The 20,993-nt window shown below is 34.5% G+C and carries 21 protein-coding genes; 3 read left to right on the top strand and 18 right to left on the bottom strand.

The window, feature by feature from the left end; translation table 11 throughout:
• Positions 1-44 precede the first annotated feature (44 nt).
• From NST63_RS22200 to NST63_RS22235, 8 genes are all read right to left on the bottom strand, one after another.
• Positions 45-674 (bottom strand): efflux RND transporter periplasmic adaptor subunit, encoded by a 630-nt coding sequence (locus NST63_RS22200; RefSeq protein WP_071977668.1) that lies wholly within the window; start codon positions 672-674, stop codon positions 45-47.
• Between the two features lie 14 nt (positions 675-688).
• Complete coding sequence (locus tag NST63_RS22205) at positions 689-2,299, bottom strand: MFS transporter (RefSeq protein WP_341043773.1); 1,611 nt, start codon at positions 2,297-2,299, stop codon at positions 689-691.
• A 234-nt stretch (positions 2,300-2,533) separates the two neighbouring features.
• On the bottom strand, positions 2,534-2,962 hold the full coding sequence (locus NST63_RS22210; RefSeq protein ID WP_058006377.1) for a MarR family winged helix-turn-helix transcriptional regulator: 429 nt from the start codon (positions 2,960-2,962) through the stop codon (positions 2,534-2,536).
• A gap of 284 nt (positions 2,963-3,246) precedes the next feature.
• Positions 3,247-4,179, bottom strand: coding sequence for an ABC transporter ATP-binding protein (locus tag NST63_RS22215; RefSeq protein WP_212943979.1), 933 nt, complete (start codon positions 4,177-4,179; stop codon positions 3,247-3,249).
• A 2-nt stretch (positions 4,180-4,181) separates the two neighbouring features.
• Positions 4,182-5,243, bottom strand: a complete 1,062-nt coding sequence (locus tag NST63_RS22220) for an ABC transporter ATP-binding protein (protein WP_212943977.1) — start codon at positions 5,241-5,243, stop codon at positions 4,182-4,184.
• A 16-nt stretch (positions 5,244-5,259) separates the two neighbouring features.
• Positions 5,260-6,279, bottom strand: coding sequence for an oligopeptide ABC transporter permease (opp3C, locus tag NST63_RS22225; protein WP_212943975.1), 1,020 nt, complete (start codon positions 6,277-6,279; stop codon positions 5,260-5,262).
• On the bottom strand, positions 6,279-7,208 hold the full coding sequence (gene opp3b, locus NST63_RS22230) for an oligopeptide ABC transporter permease (protein ID WP_212943973.1): 930 nt from the start codon (positions 7,206-7,208) through the stop codon (positions 6,279-6,281). The genes opp3C and opp3b overlap by 1 nt, the downstream gene beginning before the upstream one ends.
• 125 nt (positions 7,209-7,333) lie before the next feature.
• A complete protein-coding gene (locus NST63_RS22235; protein WP_341043775.1) occupies positions 7,334-9,004 on the bottom strand; it encodes a peptide ABC transporter substrate-binding protein in 1,671 nt (556 codons plus the stop codon).
• A gap of 642 nt (positions 9,005-9,646) precedes the next feature.
• Between NST63_RS22235 and NST63_RS22240 the strand changes: the two genes are divergently transcribed.
• The 3 genes from NST63_RS22240 to NST63_RS22250 all read left to right on the top strand — a co-directional run bounded on the left by NST63_RS22240 (position 9,647) and on the right by NST63_RS22250 (position 11,976).
• Positions 9,647-9,982: a DUF3899 domain-containing protein gene (locus NST63_RS22240; protein WP_212943969.1), complete on the top strand. Its 336-nt coding sequence runs from the start codon at positions 9,647-9,649 to the stop codon at positions 9,980-9,982.
• A 311-nt stretch (positions 9,983-10,293) separates the two neighbouring features.
• Complete coding sequence (locus tag NST63_RS22245) at positions 10,294-11,541, top strand: ATP-binding protein (RefSeq protein ID WP_212943967.1); 1,248 nt, start codon at positions 10,294-10,296, stop codon at positions 11,539-11,541.
• A 147-nt stretch (positions 11,542-11,688) separates the two neighbouring features.
• A complete protein-coding gene (locus NST63_RS22250; protein ID WP_212943965.1) occupies positions 11,689-11,976 on the top strand; it encodes a hypothetical protein in 288 nt (95 codons plus the stop codon).
• A gap of 187 nt (positions 11,977-12,163) precedes the next feature.
• Here the strand turns inward: NST63_RS22250 and NST63_RS22255 are convergent, their stop codons facing one another.
• The 10 genes from NST63_RS22255 to NST63_RS22300 form a co-directional block, all read right to left on the bottom strand.
• Positions 12,164-13,186 carry a serine hydrolase domain-containing protein gene (locus NST63_RS22255; protein ID WP_212943963.1) on the bottom strand — a complete coding sequence of 341 codons (1,023 nt, stop codon included), beginning with the start codon at positions 13,184-13,186 and terminating at the stop codon, positions 12,164-12,166.
• Between the two features lie 334 nt (positions 13,187-13,520).
• A complete protein-coding gene (rlmD, locus tag NST63_RS22260) occupies positions 13,521-14,903 on the bottom strand; it encodes a 23S rRNA (uracil(1939)-C(5))-methyltransferase RlmD (RefSeq protein WP_212943961.1) in 1,383 nt (460 codons plus the stop codon).
• 136 nt (positions 14,904-15,039) lie between these two features.
• Positions 15,040-15,813 carry a delta-lactam-biosynthetic de-N-acetylase gene (gene pdaA / locus NST63_RS22265; protein WP_235813418.1) on the bottom strand — a complete coding sequence of 258 codons (774 nt, stop codon included), beginning with the start codon at positions 15,811-15,813 and terminating at the stop codon, positions 15,040-15,042.
• 442 nt (positions 15,814-16,255) lie between these two features.
• Entirely contained in the window at positions 16,256-16,744 is a 489-nt protein-coding gene (locus tag NST63_RS22270; protein ID WP_212943959.1) for a GNAT family N-acetyltransferase, read from the bottom strand.
• 68 nt (positions 16,745-16,812) lie between these two features.
• Positions 16,813-17,415: a GNAT family N-acetyltransferase gene (locus tag NST63_RS22275; protein WP_212943957.1), complete on the bottom strand. Its 603-nt coding sequence runs from the start codon at positions 17,413-17,415 to the stop codon at positions 16,813-16,815.
• 27 nt (positions 17,416-17,442) lie between these two features.
• Entirely contained in the window at positions 17,443-17,979 is a 537-nt protein-coding gene (locus tag NST63_RS22280) for a DinB family protein (RefSeq protein ID WP_212943955.1), read from the bottom strand.
• A 57-nt stretch (positions 17,980-18,036) separates the two neighbouring features.
• Complete coding sequence (locus tag NST63_RS22285; RefSeq protein ID WP_212943953.1) at positions 18,037-18,516, bottom strand: methylated-DNA--[protein]-cysteine S-methyltransferase; 480 nt, start codon at positions 18,514-18,516, stop codon at positions 18,037-18,039.
• Positions 18,509-19,417, bottom strand: coding sequence for a DNA-3-methyladenine glycosylase family protein (locus tag NST63_RS22290; protein ID WP_212943952.1), 909 nt, complete (start codon positions 19,415-19,417; stop codon positions 18,509-18,511). The genes NST63_RS22285 and NST63_RS22290 overlap by 8 nt, the downstream gene beginning before the upstream one ends.
• The gene (locus NST63_RS22295) at positions 19,398-19,982 is read right to left on the bottom strand and encodes a bifunctional transcriptional activator/DNA repair enzyme AdaA (RefSeq protein WP_212943950.1); all 585 of its coding nucleotides are present in this window, start codon (positions 19,980-19,982) and stop codon (positions 19,398-19,400) included. The genes NST63_RS22290 and NST63_RS22295 overlap by 20 nt, the downstream gene beginning before the upstream one ends.
• 560 nt (positions 19,983-20,542) lie before the next feature.
• Positions 20,543-20,953: a DUF1259 domain-containing protein gene (locus NST63_RS22300; protein WP_212943948.1), complete on the bottom strand. Its 411-nt coding sequence runs from the start codon at positions 20,951-20,953 to the stop codon at positions 20,543-20,545.
• Positions 20,954-20,993: the final 40 nt, after the last annotated feature.

Here is a 20,993-nt window from a genome sequence, read left to right on the forward strand (position 1 = left end):
ATGATTTAACTTCTTTTGTCTAAGTAGTGCCTGATCATAATATGTTATATGGATATTTTCACACTAGCGTTCATTCCGGGTAGGACTTTTGAAGATGGCTGATTTATTTCAATTTTTACGGCTACTTTTTGAGTTACTTTAGTATAGTTTCCATTAGAGCTTTGTGGCAATACTGAGAATACTGAGTTCGTCGCATAGCCAATTTCACTAACGGTTCCTGCAAACACCGAATCTTTATCCCCATCAACTTCAATATCAACACTTTCACCAATCTCTATATCTTTTAAATCGGTTTCTTTAATATTGGCAATAATATATAAATGATCCATGTCTGCCTCTTCTCCAAGTGATTGACCAGCTTGAACCATTTGATTTTTTCTTGCTTCATTTTTGATTATTTTTCCACTCATCTTTGATGTAACTGGAATTTCCTTTACTCCATCGGATACTTTACCAATTGTTTCATTTTCTTTTACATCTTTTCCTTGATCTGCTTTCCAATTCGTTAATACACCTGTCATTGGTGACACAACCGGAAGCATATCAGCTGATACTACAGCGTCATTTGTCTTTACATAGTTTTCATTTTGAAAATAAAAATAGGCACCAGTTGCTATCAATACAAAGATAATCAATACCCCTATAATATTAGCTAATATTAAACGTTTACTCATTCAATTTTCTCCTCTCATTTTATATGATTTGGGTTTACTTTTACATTTGAAACCTGACTTTTCTTTTCCTTTTTTACTAGACCAATACCCTTTCCAGTTGCCATTTTACCAATTGAGCCAATGAGCATAATAACAGCCACTCCTAGCATGATGGTAAATAAATGATGATAGGCTCCTAGAATTGCTGCCTTTTTGGAATTGGCTATTAGTTCATATGATGCTAAGGTTTTTGCCTCACTTGCTGACATTCCTGTCTCTACTAATCGATAAATGGTCTGAGCCATTTCAGATTTCGTTTCCGCTCCAAATTGTCCTAGATTCCCTCTGATATTTTCATATTGGATTGCATTTTGCGTGGATATAAACCAACCTACAATTGGTGTAATGATCGCCCCAACAAAGTTACGAATAGAATGCAAGGTAGCAGAACGCATCGGTGCAAAATGTAAATCACCTGCAAATGCTGTTCCTAATGCCCCCCCAACTAATACCATACTTACCCCTGCACCTAGACATGCAATTTGAAAATAAAGGGTAGACAAAGAAATTTCAGGACTCATCGTTCTCCATTGAAAGCTTACATAGATTACAATTAATGACCCAACAATTCCTAACTTACCTGCACCTAAAGCACTATAAAGCAATGTATGAAGAATTGCGGTAACTACTATTCCAATAAAAAACCAAAAATAAAAGTGCAGTAAATAATGAAATGGAAGATCCATATTATGACGGACAAAGCCATTTATCCCTGCAATCGATAGTACTAGCAATACATGGGAGGCAACCGCCATCACCGTTCCTGAAATAGGCTTTGCCGCTTTTAAAGTTCGAAATGGAATTAATGGATTTTCCGCTTTTAAATCAATAAAGATAAATAAAATAGCCAAAATGAAGGCTAAAACAAAAAATGGCCACACATATAGTGAAGCAAACCCTTTTTCCATTAAATTACATAAAGGAATGGCCAATATAATCATCATAAGACAGTATAAAAAGCCCCCTGTCTTATCCATTGCTTTTTGTTGATCATGCACTTCATTTCTCGGAAGACCAAAGTATCCTACAATTAAGCATAGCAAAGCAGATAGTATATTTAATATAAATAGCCAACGCCATGTATTAACGCTTAGGGATAATGATCCGAAGAGTGCTCCCATTGCAGTTGCACCAAACAATCCGGTAATTACCATAAACAAAAAGGTATTTCGAACTTTATTTGGAAACGATCTTAAGCTGACAGGTAAAATGGTTAAAAACAAAATACCTGCACTAACCCCTTGTATGACTCTCCCCATTATTAGTAGTAATAAATCAGGTGATATTACCCCAATGATCGAGCCAAGTAAAAAGATACATACCATTATTAAGTAATTTCTCTTAAAGCCTAATACTCTTGTTAAAACAGGTCCAAATGGAATACCAAGAGCAAAAGCTATATTTGCTAAAATAGACGGAATCATTAATCCTTCTGAATCGAAATGTAGACTATTTTGAACAATTTCTTGATTCATTGAATAAGATAAATTTATAAAATATTGGGGTCCTATAGCAAAAATAGTCAAAAAGGATATAATTATATATTGTGGAATTCCCATGAATCCCTTCGGGGTCTCTTGATTCATCTATCTTCCTCCTTTCAATTGACTTCAAAGTATGAATCATATAAATGAACTACATCACTAAATTGCTCTTTAAAACACAAAAAGAATCTCCACAAAGGGAAATTCCTTTAAACACAATAAGTTTCATAATACAATATGTATTATACAACTTATATAAAAAAGGTCAATAGAATTTTTTTACATATATTCTTTTACCTCAAATAAGAGGGATGATAGACTTTATCCCTCTATAGATTACTTTCTCCACTTTTTAAAATCTTGATTAAGACGCGTTAGACTATCTTTTAACTGTATTAATTCATCTGGTGACCATTCATTTAGCATTTCAGTATAAGCAGAAGAGCGTGCATCTTGTACTTTTTTAAGAATATTCGATCCCTTCTCCGTTAGCTCGATAAGACTAATTCTTCCATTAATTGGGTCAGGAAAGCGCTTAATATACCCTTTCTTCTCCAAGACAGCAATTTGTCTACTCGCAGTAGAAAGATTAAGCAATAATTGTTCTGCTAAGGCATTTATTGCAATGGGACTAGATTTTTGAAGTTGACTTAATAATAGATACTCTGCCCTGTCTAGACTACCAAGCCGGGGACTATGGGCTGTTGTCAATCGAACAAGTAAAGCAATTTCATATTCAATCAACTGGACAGTTTTGTCATTCATCCTTCTTTCCCCTTCCTCATACGTACATACAACCGTTAAATTTAGTATAGCATACTAAAAGATATGAATGCTTTAGTATAGGTTTATTGCTTTTGTAAAAGTCATAATACAATTTTAAATCTACTATAGGAGTCAATTCTTCTACGAAGTTTGTGAAATGAAAAATTTTAACTGTTTAATCCTATTTTTATTGGTTAGGACTTTACCTAATATTGAGATAAGAGCCAAAGTTATTGATGAAAAATTGCATAGAAAAAGGGTTGCCAAATGACAACCCTTCCTGATTACTTATATTCAGCTTGATATTGCTTTAATTCTTTCTCAGAGCAATAAACAAAATGTCCCGGTACTACTTCACGCATTTTCACTTCTTCACCTTGTTCATATTGATGAACAGACGGATCGTAAGTTTTTCTAACACGTGTACGTTCATAATCTGGATCTGGAAGTGGTATAGCTGAAAGCAGCGATTGTGTATAAGGATGTAGTGGATGATTATATAAATCATCTGCAGGTGCTAATTCCACTAATTTACCAAAATACATTACCCCAATACGATCACTTATATATTTAACCATAGATAAATCATGGGCAATAAATAAATAAGTCAATCCTTTTTCCTTTTGAAGCTTTTTCATTAAATTTACGACTTGTGCTTGGATAGAAACATCCAATGCTGATATTGGTTCATCGGCAATGATAAATTCTGGATTTACTGCAAGTGCACGAGCTATTCCGATACGCTGTCTTTGCCCACCTGAAAATTCATGTGGATAACGATTCGCATGCTCACGATTTAAGCCAACTGTTTCAAGGAGTTGTTCTACCATTTCCATTCTTTCTTGTGGCGATTTCGCTAAACCGTGAATATCTATGCCTTCAGCGATTATATCAGCAACTTTTGATCGTGGATTCAGTGATGCATAAGGATCCTGGAAGATCATTTGCATTTTTTGGTGGAATTTTTTTAATTCCTTTTTAGACTTTTTCGCATGTACATTTTCTCCATTAAAAAGGACTTTTCCATCAGTTGCATTGTATAACCGAATGATCGTACGTCCTGTTGTTGACTTTCCACAACCTGATTCGCCAACTAGACCTAATGTTTCACCTTTATATATATCAAAGGAAATATCATCAATCGCACGTACTTCATTTGATGTTCCCTTATTAAAGTATTGCTTTAAGTTTTTAATTTCTAATAATTTTTCTGCCATGGTTAGTTTGCCTCCTTATTCGGAGTAGCATTGTTCTTAGCAATAAATTTATGCATTCTCTTCTTCACTGCCTCTGGTGGTTCTACTTTCGGTGCATCTGGATGAAGCAGCCATGTTGCCGCATAGTGTGTATCGGAAATTTTGAACATTGGTGGTTCTTTTTCATAATCTATTTTCAACGCATAAGGGTTACGTGGAGCAAATGCATCCCCCTTAGGCGGATTTAACAAGTCCGGTGGTGTTCCTGGAATTGCATATAATTCTTCCTCTGTCGCATCAAGGCTTGGCATAGAACTAATCAGTCCCCATGTGTATGGGTGCTTTGGATTATAGAAAATTTCATCAACTGTTCCAACTTCAACAATTTTCCCGCCATACATAACCGCCACACGGTCAGCTACGTTAGCAACAACACCTAAATCATGTGTAATAAAAATAATAGACGTATCAACTTTCTTTTGTAATTCCTTCATTAAATCTAATATTTGACCTTGGATCGTTACGTCCAAAGCAGTTGTTGGTTCATCGGCAATAAGCACTTTCGGATTACAAGCTAAAGCAATGGCAATAACAACACGCTGTCTCATCCCACCAGAGAATTGATGTGGATATTGTTTCATACGGGATTCAGGCTTCGGAATTCCTACCAGCTTTAATAAGTTAATTGCACGATTTCTCGCTTCTTCTTTCCCTAGCTTTTGGTGCTTTAAAAGTGGTTCCATAATTTGCTTACCAATCGTCATTGTTGGGTTTAAGGACGTCATTGGATCCTGGAAGATCATTGAAATATCTTTACCACGGATTTTTTGCATTTCCTTTTCAGAAGCTTTCGCTATGTCTGTTCCATTAAATAGAATTTGCCCGTTCTTAATTTCAGAATTCCCTGGGGGTAGCAATCTCATAATTGATTTAGTGGTAACTGATTTTCCGGAACCAGATTCTCCAACAATTGCAAGTGTTTCTCCCTCAAATAATTCAAAGTTTACACCGCGAATCGCTTTTACCTCTCCAGCGAATGTATGAAACGAAATATTCAAATCTTTCACTTCTAGCATTTTCTTCATCTTTTTCACCTCACTTTTAATCTCTCATTTTCGGATCAAATGCATCACGAAGTCCGTCACCAATTAGATTACATGCAACTAAAATAATACAGATAACTAAACAAGGAATGATCATTAAATGAGGTAAGAATTGGAATGTTTTATATCCATCTTCAATTAATGTTCCTAACGATGCATTTGGTGCTTGTAAACCAATACCGATAAAGCTTAAAAATGCTTCAAAAAAGATCGCACTTGGGATTGTAAACATTGTATTGATAATAATGACACCTGATAAATTTGGCAATAAATGTTTTAATAAGATTCTGCCATTTGAAGCCCCTAATGTTCTTGAAGCCATGACATATTCTTGACCTTTTAGTTTTAGTACTTGTCCACGTACAACACGTGCCATTCCTATCCATCCGGTAATAACCATCGCAATGGTAATTGATAATATCCCAGGTTTCATAATTAATAGCATGAGAATAACAACAATTAAATTCGGTACACCAGAGATGACCTCTAATATACGTTGCATCACATTGTCAACCTGTCCGCCTTTAAAACCAGAAATTAGTCCATAGGTTACACCAATGACCATATCGATGATCGCTGCTAGAAAAGCAATATATAATGAAACCCTTGTTCCAAGCCATACTCTTGAAAAGAGATCACGGCCAAGTCCATCTGTTCCAAACCAATAATAATCTTTTATATGCTGTTCTTTATAAACATTCGTTTCAACGCCACCAATTTTTTGACTTCCATCAAAAATACCCATTTTTTCTAAACCAGGGATTCTTGGAGGAAGATTCGCCCGTGAAAGATCCTGTGTATTTGGATTAAAATGCGAAAGATGGGGCCCAATAATCGCCATAAGAATAATTAGTACTAATAAAACTAGACTAATAATTGCCCCTTTATTCTTTCTGACCCTTAGCCATGCATCCTTAGCAAAGGAAAGTTGCGGTTTCGCTATTACTTCACTTTCTCCATGGTTCATTGGAGCGGGTTCGAGCAATTCTTTAGGTATTTTTTCTAACATTTCAGCCATTATTTTTTCCCTCCCGCTACACGAATTCTTGGATCTATGATTCCATAAAGAATATCAACAATTAAGATAATTAAAGTTAATAGGAATGCAAAGAAAATTGTTGTTCCCATGATGATAGGGTAATCATTTGTTTGTATCGATTTAACAAATTGCTCCCCAATCCCTGGAATGGCAAAGATTTGTTCTACTACCATGGAACCTGTCATTAAACCAACTGCCATAGGTCCTAATACAGTAATTAATGGAATCAATGCATTTCGGACAGCATGTTTAAATGAAATTTCCATTCTTGAATTTCCTTTTGCTTTTGCTAGAGTAATATAATCTGAGCTTAACACTTCAATTAGCTCTGTCCTCATGAAACGGGCTGCTGTTGCGATTGGGAAAATAGCCAATGCGATGGTAGGCATGATTGATGAAGCAAAACTATCCCACGAGGCAACTGGAAGCCATTGCAATTTTACACCTATAATATACTGTAAAAGAGCAGCAAAAACGAAAGAAGGAATCGATTTACCTAATACTGCTAAAAATGTACTTCCATAATCAATCCACGTATTTTGGAACATCGCAGCTAGAACACCTAATAATATCCCTACTAATGTTCCTATAAACATGGCTTGGAAACCTAATTGAAGTGATGGTCCCATTCGGTTGATTAATAGTTTTGTAACCGGTTGATTATCAAACTGGAATGAAATCCCTAAATCCCCTTTTGCAATATTCATCATATAACGCCCATATTGCACAGGAATTGGATCATTCAATCCGTATTTTTCTTGTAAGATGATCTTCTGTTCATCGTTTAGCTTCTCTTCCGCTCGAAACGGCGTACCAGGCAATAATTTCATCAAGAAAAACGTAAATGATGAAATGATGAACAACGTAATGATCATATAAATGATACGTTTTGAAATATATTTCGCCATTCAATCCGCCTCCTAATCACGAATTATTTAAAATTTTCAACCAGAACGATTAAAAGGAGAAAGAGAGTATTCTTAATAAAAATACTCTCTTTACTTTGGTCCCATTAATTCTATTGAAAATTGACTTATTTTTGAATATAAGTATTTTTCATTGTATAGTCAGGGCCAAATAAATGCTCTTCAAAGTTTTTCACATAAGGCTGTGTTAAAGTTAAGTGACCTCTTTGATAGATTGGAGCGATTGCAGCATCTTCCTGAATTAAAATCTTTTCAGCTTCTAACAATACTTCCCAACGTTTCTCAAGATCATTTGCGTATTTTACTTTTGCATCATTGATTAACTGATCATATTTCTTATTAGAGTAACCCGCTTTGTTATTACCACCATTAGTTACAAATAAATCAAGATATGTCATTGCATCTAAATAGTCTGCACCCCAACCAGCCATTTGGATATCATAATCTTGCTGGCTTTGTTTTTGGATACGGATTTTGAATGGAACATTTGTTAATTTAATTGTCAGGCCTGGTAAATTCTTTTGTAATTGATCTTGGAAAAATTCACTTGTCTTTTTCGCAGTTTCTGTATCATCACTTAATAATTCAAGTGTTAATTCCTTCACACCTAGTTCTTTTAAACCTTTTTCCCAATATTCTTTTGCTTGTTTCGGATCGTAAGTTAATAAATCTCCACTCACATCACGGAAGTCCTTTTCACCACTTGGATCTTTTGCTACACCTTTAGGAACTAACCCATTACTTGGGAATGATCCATTTGAAAGTACTGTATCTGTATATGCTTTTTTATCAAACGCCATAGCTAAACCTTTACGAATATTTACGTTTGCTAAAGGTGTTTCCTTGCCATTACGTAATTGGTTGAATTTTAAGTACCAAGAGCTTGATTCAACCATTTTTACTGCATCTTTATTGTTTGCATATTGTTTTGCATATTCAGCGCTTAATGCACCTGTACGATCTACCTTACCAGTGTTATATAAGTTAACCGCAGTGTTTGGAGTTTTTGAAACTTGAACATTAATTTCCTTTAATTTCACAGCGTCTTTATCATAATATTTATCATTTTTTTCATATTTCCAAGTTAAGCCTGTACCATCCCATTTAGCTAATTTGAATGGACCATTTGCAAGCATATTGTCGCTGTTAGTACCAAATTTGTCGCCTTTTTCTTTAACGAATTTCTCATTTAAAGGTACGAATGTACCGAAAGCTAATAAAGAATCTAAATATGGAACTGGTTGTTCTAATGTTACTTCTAATGTGTTATCATCAATCGCTTTTACGCCTAAATCTTCAGGTTTTGCTTTACTTTCCATAATTGCGCTCGCATTTTTAATAACATCTGCAAACATGTAAGCATATTGTGCACCTGAATTAGGATCTACGGCTCTTCTCCATGAGAACACGAAATCATTTGCTGTAACTGGGTCACCATTTGCCCATTTTGCGTCTTTACGTAATTTAAATGTATAAACTGTACCATCTTTGCTTACTTCTGGTTTCCCATCAGCAATTGCAGGAACAGGTATATCTTTATCATTTAATGTATAAAGACCTTCCATTGTTTGTCCAATTACAATGAAACTTGCAGAGTCTGTTGCTAATGTCGGGTCTCCTGTTGGAATTTCTGTTGGTTCAATCATGTTAAGTACTTGATCAGCAGATGAGCTGCCTTTACTAGCACTTTCTTTTTTATCGCCTGTACCACAAGCAGATAATACTAGAGCAAGTGCTAGAGTAAGTACAGTAAATAGATAAAATTTTGACTTTTTCATTTACTTTCCACCTTTTCCCCATTTTTTTAAAAAGATTTTAAAAAAGATTCTAAAAAGCTTTTCTATTAACATTATAATAATTTTCTTTCTATTTGTACATTATTTTAACAAAACATTTTTAACTTTTTTATGTTATATTTTTAGGGAAATTTACATATTTTTTCTATTTTATGCTCAAAATACGCTTTTTACATGCTATTTTAGCATAGTTACATTTCTGATAATATAATATATTTAGATAATTTGATATTTATAGAATAATGACTTTAGTCCTAATATTTAAGTTTCTGTTTATCAGTTTATTTTAAATTAAAACTACATTATAATTTTTTAATACTTAATTTTTGGGAATAAATAAAGGAGTAGAAGTTCATTATACAAATTAACTGAAAAACATCTTTGTTAAAGGCTCTTTTCTTAAACAATGTTGCTATTTATATAATCTTTTAACCAATAAAAATAGGTTAAAGATCGACATGTCCCTCACTCCACTGAGAAAAGAGCTGCAAACTATAGAAGAACGCTGAACATTTATTAAGTGTAAAAGCTGGAAGTAGGGCTTTTACAAAAGCGACACACTATACGAAAACTGCCTTGTTATAATACGAAGTTTATTTGCATGGACTAGAAAGAGGTGATGACATGTTTAGGAAATATTCCATTTGGTTAATTGCAACACAACTATTAATTTTTTTACTTTCTCTTATTACATACCATTCCATTAATCTTCTGACATATATTAATGTTTCCTTTATTGTAGGCTTTCTTTACCTATTATTATCATTAACTGTTTTCGTCGTTAATAAAGGTTTCTTTGATGTTGTCTTTGCAAGTTTTCAGCATGTTTTTAGTCGGATGACCGATAAAGATAGAAGACCTTTATCAAAATTAATTACTTTCAGGTATAACTATTTGTTTGTCACTGGAAGCATTACACTCATCATTATGCTGTGTGCTTTAGTTATATATTATAAATAAGGCTCTTTTCTGTTTAAATGAAGACAAGTCTTTTCATTTTCACTTCAAAGAGCTGCAAACTTTATAAGAACGCTAAATCCTTTATCAGGTGTAAATACGGCAGCAGTAGGACTTAGCAAAAGACGCTTCCTGCTTTAACCTACTTATTTTGAATAAAGAAAGCGACTGGATAGAATGTCCAATCGCTTTTTTTGCTTTCTACGATTTATAATATAATGTAATGATCAATACTTGCTAATATAATATAGATATATTAGTACAAAGACTCATAATTAAGAAGGACATGAATATATCCGAAAGGAAGCTTAACATTGTTAGAAACTTTATTATTAAACTTTTTATTTCTATTAATTCCAGTATTAATCTTTCTTATTTTTTTTGAACATAGACCACATTCTAATAATAAGTTCGTACTTATTTTGCTTTCGGCAGTGACGATGATTCTTTGCATTACAATGCCTATCAAAATAAAACTAGGATTTATTATTGACCTTCGGTATATCCCATTTATCATCGTGGCCCTATATGGTGGATATAAAGCTGTTTGGCCACTTTATATATTATTAAATCTCTATCGCTTTTACGTTGGGGGAGAAGGAACATTCCAATCCTTTCTATTTTCAACCATTATTTTCATCTTAATACCGTTGTTTAATCGTAGGTTTATTAAGCTATCTTCAAAAAAACGGGTATTATTTGCAGGTTTTGTTTGCTCACTAATAGCATGTATTTACTTAACCTCATTAAGTACTTTCTTTAACAGCTTAAATAGTGAATTCTGGTATGTAGGCCTTCTCACATTTATGACAAATGTTGGAGCTATTCTTATTATTATGATTTTAATTGAACAAATTATCGCCAATATTAAAAATCGCGAACAGTTTGTCCACTCGGAACGATTAAATGTTGTGAGTGAATTGTCAGCTAGCGTTTCCCATGAAATAAGAAATCCGCTTACAGTAACTAGTGGTTTTTTACAATTATTAAAACAGTCAACTACCATCACAAATGAGGAAAAACGATATATCGAACTCTCCTTGCAAGAATTGCATCGAGCCGAAAAAATTGTGAGTGATTATCTTTCGTTCGCGAAGCCTCAATCTGAAAATATGGTTTATTCCAATCTCTTCACAGAAACTGAATATACAAAAGATTTGATTATTCCCTTTGCTACCATGCATCAAGTAGAGGTTCAATTTCATTTTACAAATACTTTATTTACCCGATATGATCGGAATCAAATTCAGCAGTGCTTAATTAATTTATATAAAAACGGAATTGAAGCAATGAAAGAGACAGGCGGGGGAACATTAACGATCGACATCTCAGAAAAGAAACAAAAGATCCTGATCAAAATTCAAGATACCGGAATCGGAATGACAAGAGATCAAATCTCCCACCTAGGTCAACCCTATTACTCAACAAAAGAAAAAGGCACTGGCCTCGGCATGCTCATGGTTTACAGCACCATTAATAAACTAAAAGGAAGCATTGATATTGAAACTCGAAAAGGTAAAGGCACAACATTTCTTATTACCATTCCTGTTCTAGAAGCATAGGGACGGTTCTCTTGCTTCAAAAAAGTAAGGAACCTTCCCTTTATTTTTAGGTATTCACCCATTTTAATAAAAGTAAGCTCCTTTCCCAGGTTAATAGCATAGCATGTAATTGGTTATAAGTTTACTACAAAGAAAAGGGTGAAAAAAATGAATCCAATGTTCGGAAGTTATGGAATGGGTTATAATCCCTATATGATGGGATATGGATCTCCTGCATATGGAGTTGGTCATGAATGGTTAATGGGGCATCCTGCTTATGGAGCAGGGCATCAAATGATGGGATATCCTTGTTGTGGTGGAATGATGCACCACCATGAATATCCAATTCATCATCATGCTCATCATGCTCACCATTATCATGGGCATCCACTTAATACCCAGGTTCAATCGCAAAACATGTCACTTCACATGATGCCTGGTATGATGGTTAATTAACCTAAAAGCAAAGAAAGCTTATTTTGTCTCCACATTCTATATTTATTAACAAAGATGATTTGTTGTGATTAAAATCTTTATAATTAGGTTATGCCCTACTGAGATATTAAACAACTTTTGTACATGGGTTCGGTAAGTTTATACCAAGCCCATGTTTTTTTATTGTATACAGATTTTTTTAGTTATATTATTTTTTATAACTAGCTTCAATAGTTTTTATCATTTCATAAGCACCATCAGATTTATTCGAACAAACGACAATCGTAAGGTTTCTATTAGGGTAATGAACAGAGCGAAAATTCACACCAGGGTCATAGCCCATTAAAATGTATTTTTCGACATGTTCCGAATTGGTTTGCATATATCCCCCATAACCATAATAAATATCATCCTTTACCTGCACACGTGGAGTTAACAAAGTTTGAGTCATTTCTTTTGTTAACAGTCGAGCATTCATTAGAGCATCCCAAAAAGAGATCATATCTTCAGCTGTTACATAAGCACCCCCATCAGAAGAACTTTTAACTGGCAATGAATAAATATTTGTTCGCCATCCACCATCAGGCTTTTTTATATAACCGAGAGCCACACGCCCAGGCAAATCATCCATTTCAAAATATCCAGAATCCGTCATACTTGCCTTTTTAAAGATAAATTGATGAATATAATCACTAAAAACAAGGCCACTAACTTCCTCAACAATCAGACCCAATAATATATATCCAGAATTATTATAATGAAAGGTACCTAGCTCAGTTGTCATTTTTTCATTTTGAAACAATGGTAAAAAGTCTTGTAACCTTCGTAGATTATACATAGGCATCGTTTTCCATAACTCCTCGAAGTCATCCATCACATCTTCATCGAAATAATCTGGTATGCCTGATGTATGGGTTAGTAGATGATGAATGGTTATTCCTTCATCAAAATAAGGAAATTCAAAACTCAAACACTCTTTAAGCTTTGTATGGAAATGTATTTTTCCCTTTTCAATTAGTTGACAAATGGCTATGGATGTGAAAATTTTACAGCCTGAGGCTATCCCGAATCTCGTGTTTATTTGATTTTTAATTTTTTCAGCACGATTTGCATAACCATAACTCCCCGTTAACTTATCCCCATTTGAAATTGCATAAAATGTTCCTGAAAATTGCTCTTTTTCTTGGACTTCTTCTATTTTATATATCCTATCTTTACTATTCACATTCATAGTCATCCTCCTAATGTTCAGTTGCATTAATCAAAATATTTAGAATTTTAAAATCAGAGTTATCTCTTTTCACAAAAATCCATATAACCCACTCCTTTTATCAAGGATAACATATTTCTAGAAGCTTCCAGTCTGAAAAAATTCATTTCATCAAAGAACTTCTGCTTGTTCAATCTATCAATACCAATTTATTTTCAAGTAAGGTTTTCAAGAACACTATGTAAACGCGTAAATTTATTCACCTATTTTGATGAAGAAGTTTTTTTTATTGTAAAGTTTTAAAGCTGCCAAGTTACCACCTGACGATTTCGTGCAGGCGGCAATTGGCAGCTTCTTAGTTTTTCAATACGAGTTTTCCAACTACTTCTACATGTGCTGTTTGTGGAAACATATCTACTGGCTGCAAATATTCAACCTCATACTTCTTTCCCAACATCTGCAAATCCTTCGCAAGGGTTGATGGATTACATGATACATAAATAAACTTTTTCGGCTTTACTTTCAAGATTGTGTCAAGAAACTTTTCATCACACCCAGTTCTCGGGGGATCAACCACTACCACATCTGGTCTCCAGCCTTCTTTTACCCATTTGGGCATGAGATCTTCTGCTTTTCCAGTGAAATAAGATGCATTTTTTCTTTCGTGCTTCCTTGCATTTTTCTTGGCATCTTCAATTCCCTCTGGTATTACATCCATTCCTCGAATTTCACCTGCTTTATCTGCAAGCCAAAGTCCAATAGTTCCTACTCCACAGTAGGCATCAACAATTTTTTCATTTCCTGTTAATGCTGCAGCCTCTTTGACTTCATTGTAAAGGCTAATGGTTTGTGCAGGGTTTAATTGGAAAAATGCTCGTGCAGACAGCTCATAGGTAAATTCCTCTAAACGTTCCTCTACAATTTTATCACCTGCTAAATGGATGGTTTCATCCCCAAGAATAATAGAGGTTCGTTTTGGATTAACATTTTGCATGACTGATACAACTTCAGGTAGTCGTTTTTTTATTTCTGATAAAATGGCTTCTTTACGAGGCAGTTCTTTTTTCACTGTTACTAGCATGACCTGAACTTGACCTGTTTGAACACCGACTCGAGTGACAATGGTTCGTACAATGCCTTTTCGAGTTTTTTCATTATAAATTGGCACTCTAAAATCTGCTAAAATCTGTTTGACGATATTTGTTACTTTATTTGTAACTGGCTGTTGAACGATGCATTCTGGTATATTAATCAATCGATGGGAGTCAATACTATACATACCAGCGATAACTTTCCCATGATCCTCTCCCAATTGGAATTGGCTTTTATTCCGATAATGCCACGGGTTGTCCATTCCAATGGTTGGTCGAATGTCCATTTCTTCTATATTAAATCGAGTATGACGCTCCAATGCTTGAATGAGGATATCTCGTTTTTCTTTCAACTGCTGGGAATATTCTAAATGCTGAAGCTGGCAACCACCACATTGTTCATAAACAATACACGGAGCTTTTACTCGATGTTCTGATCGTTTTCGTACCTTTTTGACGATGGCTTCTGCAAATTTAGGATGGGCTTTTGTTACTTCTACAACTACTTCTTCACCAGGTAAAGCACCCGGGACAAATACTACCTTCTTTTTGAAATAGCCAACACCCTCACCATTTATTCCTAAACGTTTAATTGTTAATGGAAACTGTTGCTTTACTTTTATTAAAAGATCTTTATCATTTTTCAAAAATTATCACTCCGCTATTACATGGCTACGTTTTTTCTGTATTATATCACAAAGTAGAATGGGCACGAATTCAGAGGGACATTGTGTAAAAAAGAAAAGTCTCGAACATGATGTCCGAAACTTAACATCGGTTAACTTATTTATTTGGCTTCTTTCCTCTCTCTTTTACCATATAGTCATCCAAACTTTTAAATTGATAACCCTTTGCTTTTAAATCTTTAATCACTTTTTCTAATGCATCTGCATTATCTTTTGAAACAGTGTGGAGAAGCATGACCGCTCCTGGATGAACTTGAGCCATAATATTATCATAGGAGTATTTCCACCCTTGTTGTTGGTCGACATTCCAATCTCTAAAGGCAAGGGACCAAAGAACATGGGTATATCCTTCTTCATTTGCTAATTGCATGGTTCGCTCACTTAAGATCCCTCTCGGAGGGCGTAAATACAGCATTTCTTTTTGTTTAGTAATTCGAGCCGTTTCATCTTTGACTTTTCGTAGTTCTTCTCTTAATTTTTCATCTGAAACTTGGGTTAAATCCGGATGGCTCCATGAGTGATTACCAACAATATGTCCTTCAGCTACCATTCTCTTTACTAGATCAGGCTTTGATTTTAGGTAATGCCCTGTTACAAAAAAGATAGCAGGTACTTTTTCCTTCTTTAGGACATCTAAAACTTTTGGTGTATAGCCATTTTCATATCCATTATCAAAGGTTAAATAGAGAACCTTATCATTTGGATTTCCTTTATAAAACGCATGATATTTTTTTAAAAGTTCATCATATTTTGCTCCTGCCTCTGCTTGCTGTTCATTTTTTCCTTTATTAAACCCCCAATGCACAGGAAAATTGGAAGCAGCAGATACTGGATTTGAAAGTATTCCTGCTAGGAGAATTACGTTTATCATTATTAACCATTTTTTCATTCTGTCACCTACTTTTTACTCTTATTTTTTTCGTAGGTAGCTTAGATATGCTAGATAAAATCTTCCAGTCCTTTGCTATTGTGGATAAATAATTCGTTTTCTTATTACACGTTCTTTTTTCTGTGGATGATTATGGTTTTTGTGGATGAAACTGTTGATATTGTGGACAATATTGAAAATAAATAGAATTTTTACACATATATTTGAGGAAACTAATTTTCTACCTGACTTTTTTTGTGGATAAGTCAATTTATTTGGAATATGACTATGCTCATTAAAACTCTATTAACTGCACGTCCAATTATTTTTTCTAACATGAAGGTGCAGTCTTATGCATGATTACCTTACTATGACCATTCAATAAGGGCTGTTACTTAACCATAAAAAAACTAAATCCATCTTTGATTTAGTCTTTAATTAAATCTCAAATTTTTCTACAAAACCAACTACTTTTACTTATTTCTAGTTTCATGATTTCTTCATCCTCAACTGACTGTCCTAAAGGAAAGAAACCTAAATCCTTATACAATCGGCGGGCAATTTCATTCTCTTTGTGAACAGTCAAGCGAATTTCCTGACATTGTGGAAAACGTTGAAGAATCCAGCGAATCATCTCAATCATTGATTGCTTTCCATATCCCTTATTTTGATGGATATGATCAATAAAAAATCCATTAATCCAATACATATTACTCGTCGATTCTTCATAAGCATGCATGATAAATCCTACCATTGTCTCGTTGTCATAGATCGCAAATGGTAGATATTCTACATTTTTTCCATCAGGTTTAATGAATACTTTTGCCAAAGAGACGGCAACTGATGGAACAAATACTTGTTGATGATCTGAAACCTTTAAAGCTAAAGCCTCTTCCCAGTTATCTCTAGTTACTGCTTTGAGCTGTACTGCCATTCTGATTTCTCCTTAAATCTCCAAATTACAATGCTAAAAGGTTATTTCGCTACATTTATTTTGAGAAATTAATTCGAATATGAATTCCTTTTTTCAATTAATTTTCTTTTTACATTTGGCCATTCTTGATTGGTGATGGAATACAAAACGGCGTTCCGAATATAACCATTAGCAAGAATCCTTTCATTTCTTAAGATTCCTTCCTTAAAAGCACCTAATCGTTCAATCGCTTTCTGAGAACGGAGGTTTCGTTCATCTGTTTTTAATTGCACTCGAATCATCTGCAATTCTTCAAAACAATAGGATAGAAGAAGTAGTTTACAATCTGTATTGACAAATGTTCTTTGGAAATCGGCTCCATACCAGGTTGATCCAATCTCACATGATTTTTGGGCAAAATTAATTAAGCTCATTTTTGTCGTTCCGGCTACTTGATTGCTCTCTTTCAGAATAACGACAAAGGGTAACGAGATGTTTTGTTCCCGTTCTTTAATCGCATTCATCACCCATTCCTGCATTTCTTTCTCCGTATGAACTACGGTTAACATATATGCCCAATGGTTCGAGCTGTTTATTGCAAATAGAGGTTTGGCGTGATCGAACTCCATAGGGATTAATTTAATTTTCTCATTTTCTAATCTCGGTGGGGTTTTGAAAAATAAATCTGTCAAATAACATCTCTCCTTGAATCATTGATGTTAGGATAATGGATAATCTTTTGAACCCATATATCGATCTTTTATGATGTTGCGATGATGCTTTTCATGTCCAGCAATTATGTATGCAATTGCACGAACTGTTACCTCCGAATGATTAGCATTTCCTTTTCGGACCCACGCTGCTTCCTTTAAACCTTTAAGTAAGTTAGTCGTCGATTGGCGAATTACAGATAAATTGTCTAGAAGCTCTTGCAGAGATTGCTCGTTAAATGCAGCATTTTGTACATATAAATTTTCTTCAAATCCTGGAAGTGAAATCGTTTCTCCTCGTGCAATACAGAGAAGCCGATATGCCATAATTCGCTCAGTATCCGCCATATGGCCTAACACTTCCTTGATGCTCCATTTTCCAGACTCATAGCTAAATTGGCTTTGATTCTCAGAAAGCCCATTTAACATGTGGATGGTTTCACCTATTTGTTCACTAAGTATCTGAACAATATTGCCCTCTGGTACTAATTGAATATATCCTGTATAAAAAGGATCGTATTCACCGGGATTAGGACGATTTTGCATGCGATCACTCCTTTATTTTTCATTTTAACACAAGATTCTGAATACGGTGTTGGTTATTTATTTTTTATTAGCCTTCTCATGGTTTAGCAACCATTCTTTTCTCCACAGTCCACCAGCATATCCAGTTAACGTTCCATTTGCTCCAATAATTCGATGACAGGGAATCACGATGCTTAATTTATTTTTACCATTTGCAGTTCCTACAGCTCTTACGGCTTTTTCATTCCCTATCGAGACTGCAATATCCCTATACGAACAGGTTTCTGCATAGTTGATTTTGGTCAACGCATTCCAGACGCTTTTCTGAAAATCTGTCCCATCATATGCTAATGGAAAAGTAAAGCTTTGTCGTTCTCCTTTAAAATATTCATCTAACTCCTCATAGCAATCTATTAGAACCTTAGGAGTTTTTGCTGGAATAGAGCGAGACGATACATCTTGGTCTATAAACAGAATCGAATGGATAGCTTTATTGTCCCCTGCAATCTCCACGATTCCAATTGGGGATTCATAATAGATTTTTTCTACTTTATTCATACAAAGACCTCCATAAATAAAATGTAGCATAGGCATGCCACCCGCTCCAGTTTGTTGCAATTTTTTTTATTTCTTCGATGGTTGGCTTTCGTTCCAATTCAAGCTGAATTTTTAACGCATTATGCAGTCCCACATCAGCAATTGGAAATGCACTTGGGTCATTAAGACATTTCATCATCACATAATCGGCTGTCCAAGCTCCAACCCCTCTAATAGTCATTAATGTTTCATGTACCGCATGATTATCCTGTAAATTTTTTAAACTTGTCTTCGTTAAAGCTCCTTCTGTAATTAACTTTGCAATATCAAGAATATATTCTGACTTCCGCGTTGTAAATTGAAGTTTTTTTAAATCCTCAACTTCTAATAAAGCAATTCTTTGAGCAGAAGGATGAAGCCAGTAGGTTTCCCCATTCCATACTAGTTTTTCTCCAAATTGTGTAACAAGTCGACTTTTTAATGTATAGGCAAAAGTAAGATTAATTTGCTGGCCGATAATTGCCCAAGTTAATGCTTCAAATAAATCTGGTATACCGATCATCCGCAGTCCAGCATATTTTTTCACGAGTGGGGATAAAATGTGATCTTCATTTGCCATACTATAAAAACTTGTTAAATCTTTTTCTAGATCAAACCATTCATAGATATAAGCAACAATTTGTTCACGTTCATTAAAACCTGGCTTCCCTGATAAAAATTCAACTTTGAGTGTAGAATTGCGATTACTGATCCTGATTAAAATCATTTTTTGATCTATTTTTAAAAGCTTGTAAAGTTCATTTTCCACGATACGGTGCAGTAGCTCATACTCGGATCTCCCAAGAAAAACGAGCAATTCATTAAAATTGAATTCCTCAGGAAGTGAAATTTCAAGAAATGTCTCATGATCCACCCATTCCATTCTCATCACTCCCTTCCTTATTTCTAAATTCACTTGGAGAACAATTTTTCACCCGCCGAAATGCTCGATAAAAATTAGAAGGACTATGGAACCCCACACCATAACAAATGTCTAGATTTGAAAGTTGAGTGTTTTTAAGAAGATGGGCTGCTTTATCAATCCTAATTCTCTCTAAATAAGCTCTTGGAGTCTCATTGGTTTCTTGTTTAAAAAGTCTTTCTAGATAAAACGGACTTATCCCAACATACTCTGCAATATCGTTTAAAACAAGCCTTTGCTTATAATGATTGATTAGAAAGCTTATTACCGCTTTAACAATTGCAGTATTCGGGGATTGCTCAACCTCTGGCTGGCATCTTTTACACGCTCGATAGCCTGCTTTTTCAACCATTTCAATATCATGATAAAACTCAACATTTATTTTTTTGGGTTTTCTCGATCTACATGAAGGACGACAGTAGATCTTTGTCGTTTTAACAGCTGTATAAAATAACCCATCATAGGTTTGATCACAAGCCATTATTTTTTCCCACATTTCATCAAAAGAAAGATTGATATCGGCCATAGAGTGCAATTTCCTCCTTTTATCATACTTCATTTAATTGTGTCGTATTTATTATTATAAAAGCAATAATTTTAACCATTTAGTTTATTGTTGTACCATTTTATCAAAGTCAGTTTACTTATTTCGTCCTTATTCTTGCTCTTATGGTCGAAAGATGAATCTTAATGGTAGAAAGATGAATCTTAATGGTAGAAAGCATGTCCATTTTTCAGTAAGTGTCTCTACCTCTGTATTTAATAAAAACACTCCATACTCCGAAAAAAAATAGTTCGTACGTACGAGTATGGAGAGATACTTCACAATCAAAATTTTGAATTAGGCTCTTTTCACAAACATTGTTGATCTTTAAGTAAAGTTTTACTATTAGCTGAAGACCACTACACCTTTCATTTCACTGAAGAATGCGCTGCAAACTCCATAAGAAACGCAGAATCCTTTATTGGGTGTAAAAACTGCCAGTTGGGCTTTTACACAAGCAACAAACGATACGAAAACAATCTTGAATTAAAATCATGCACAAAAAAGAGTCTATCGATTTTTCGAATGATGGCACTTCGGTACTAGTCTTTTGAAATGGGATAGCTACGCAAAAATTGAAAGGAATGGGCAACCTTTCTTGCAAAGTTTAATGGGGGCTCGACAGATTGAATATGAAGATATAAGAGATTGGGTTTCATGAAGATCCAGTGATTATGTAGAGCACTAATTGTAATTCCTTGTTGGACTATGGAATGGGTAAAAGCGGGTATCTCCTCTTCTAATATAGCGATTTCTCCTAAATTAAGAGCATTTCCATATTGATCAAGTGATTCAAAGGTAAAGCCTGCGGGAACAACAGATTTACTTGATTTCCCTTGAACAGTAACATGAAATTGACGATGTAATTCAACAGTACACCCCTCTTCACTCACTTTACCCTTTCCGCGAAGAATTGTTCCAAACTGATGACAAATTGTATCTATTTGGTTCATTCCAACTCCTCCTTTTTAAATACTATCTATAGCAAACGTA

This window comes from Heyndrickxia sp. FSL W8-0496, from assembly GCF_038007825.1.
GTDB lineage: Bacteria > Bacillota > Bacilli > Bacillales > Bacillaceae_C > Heyndrickxia > Heyndrickxia oleronia.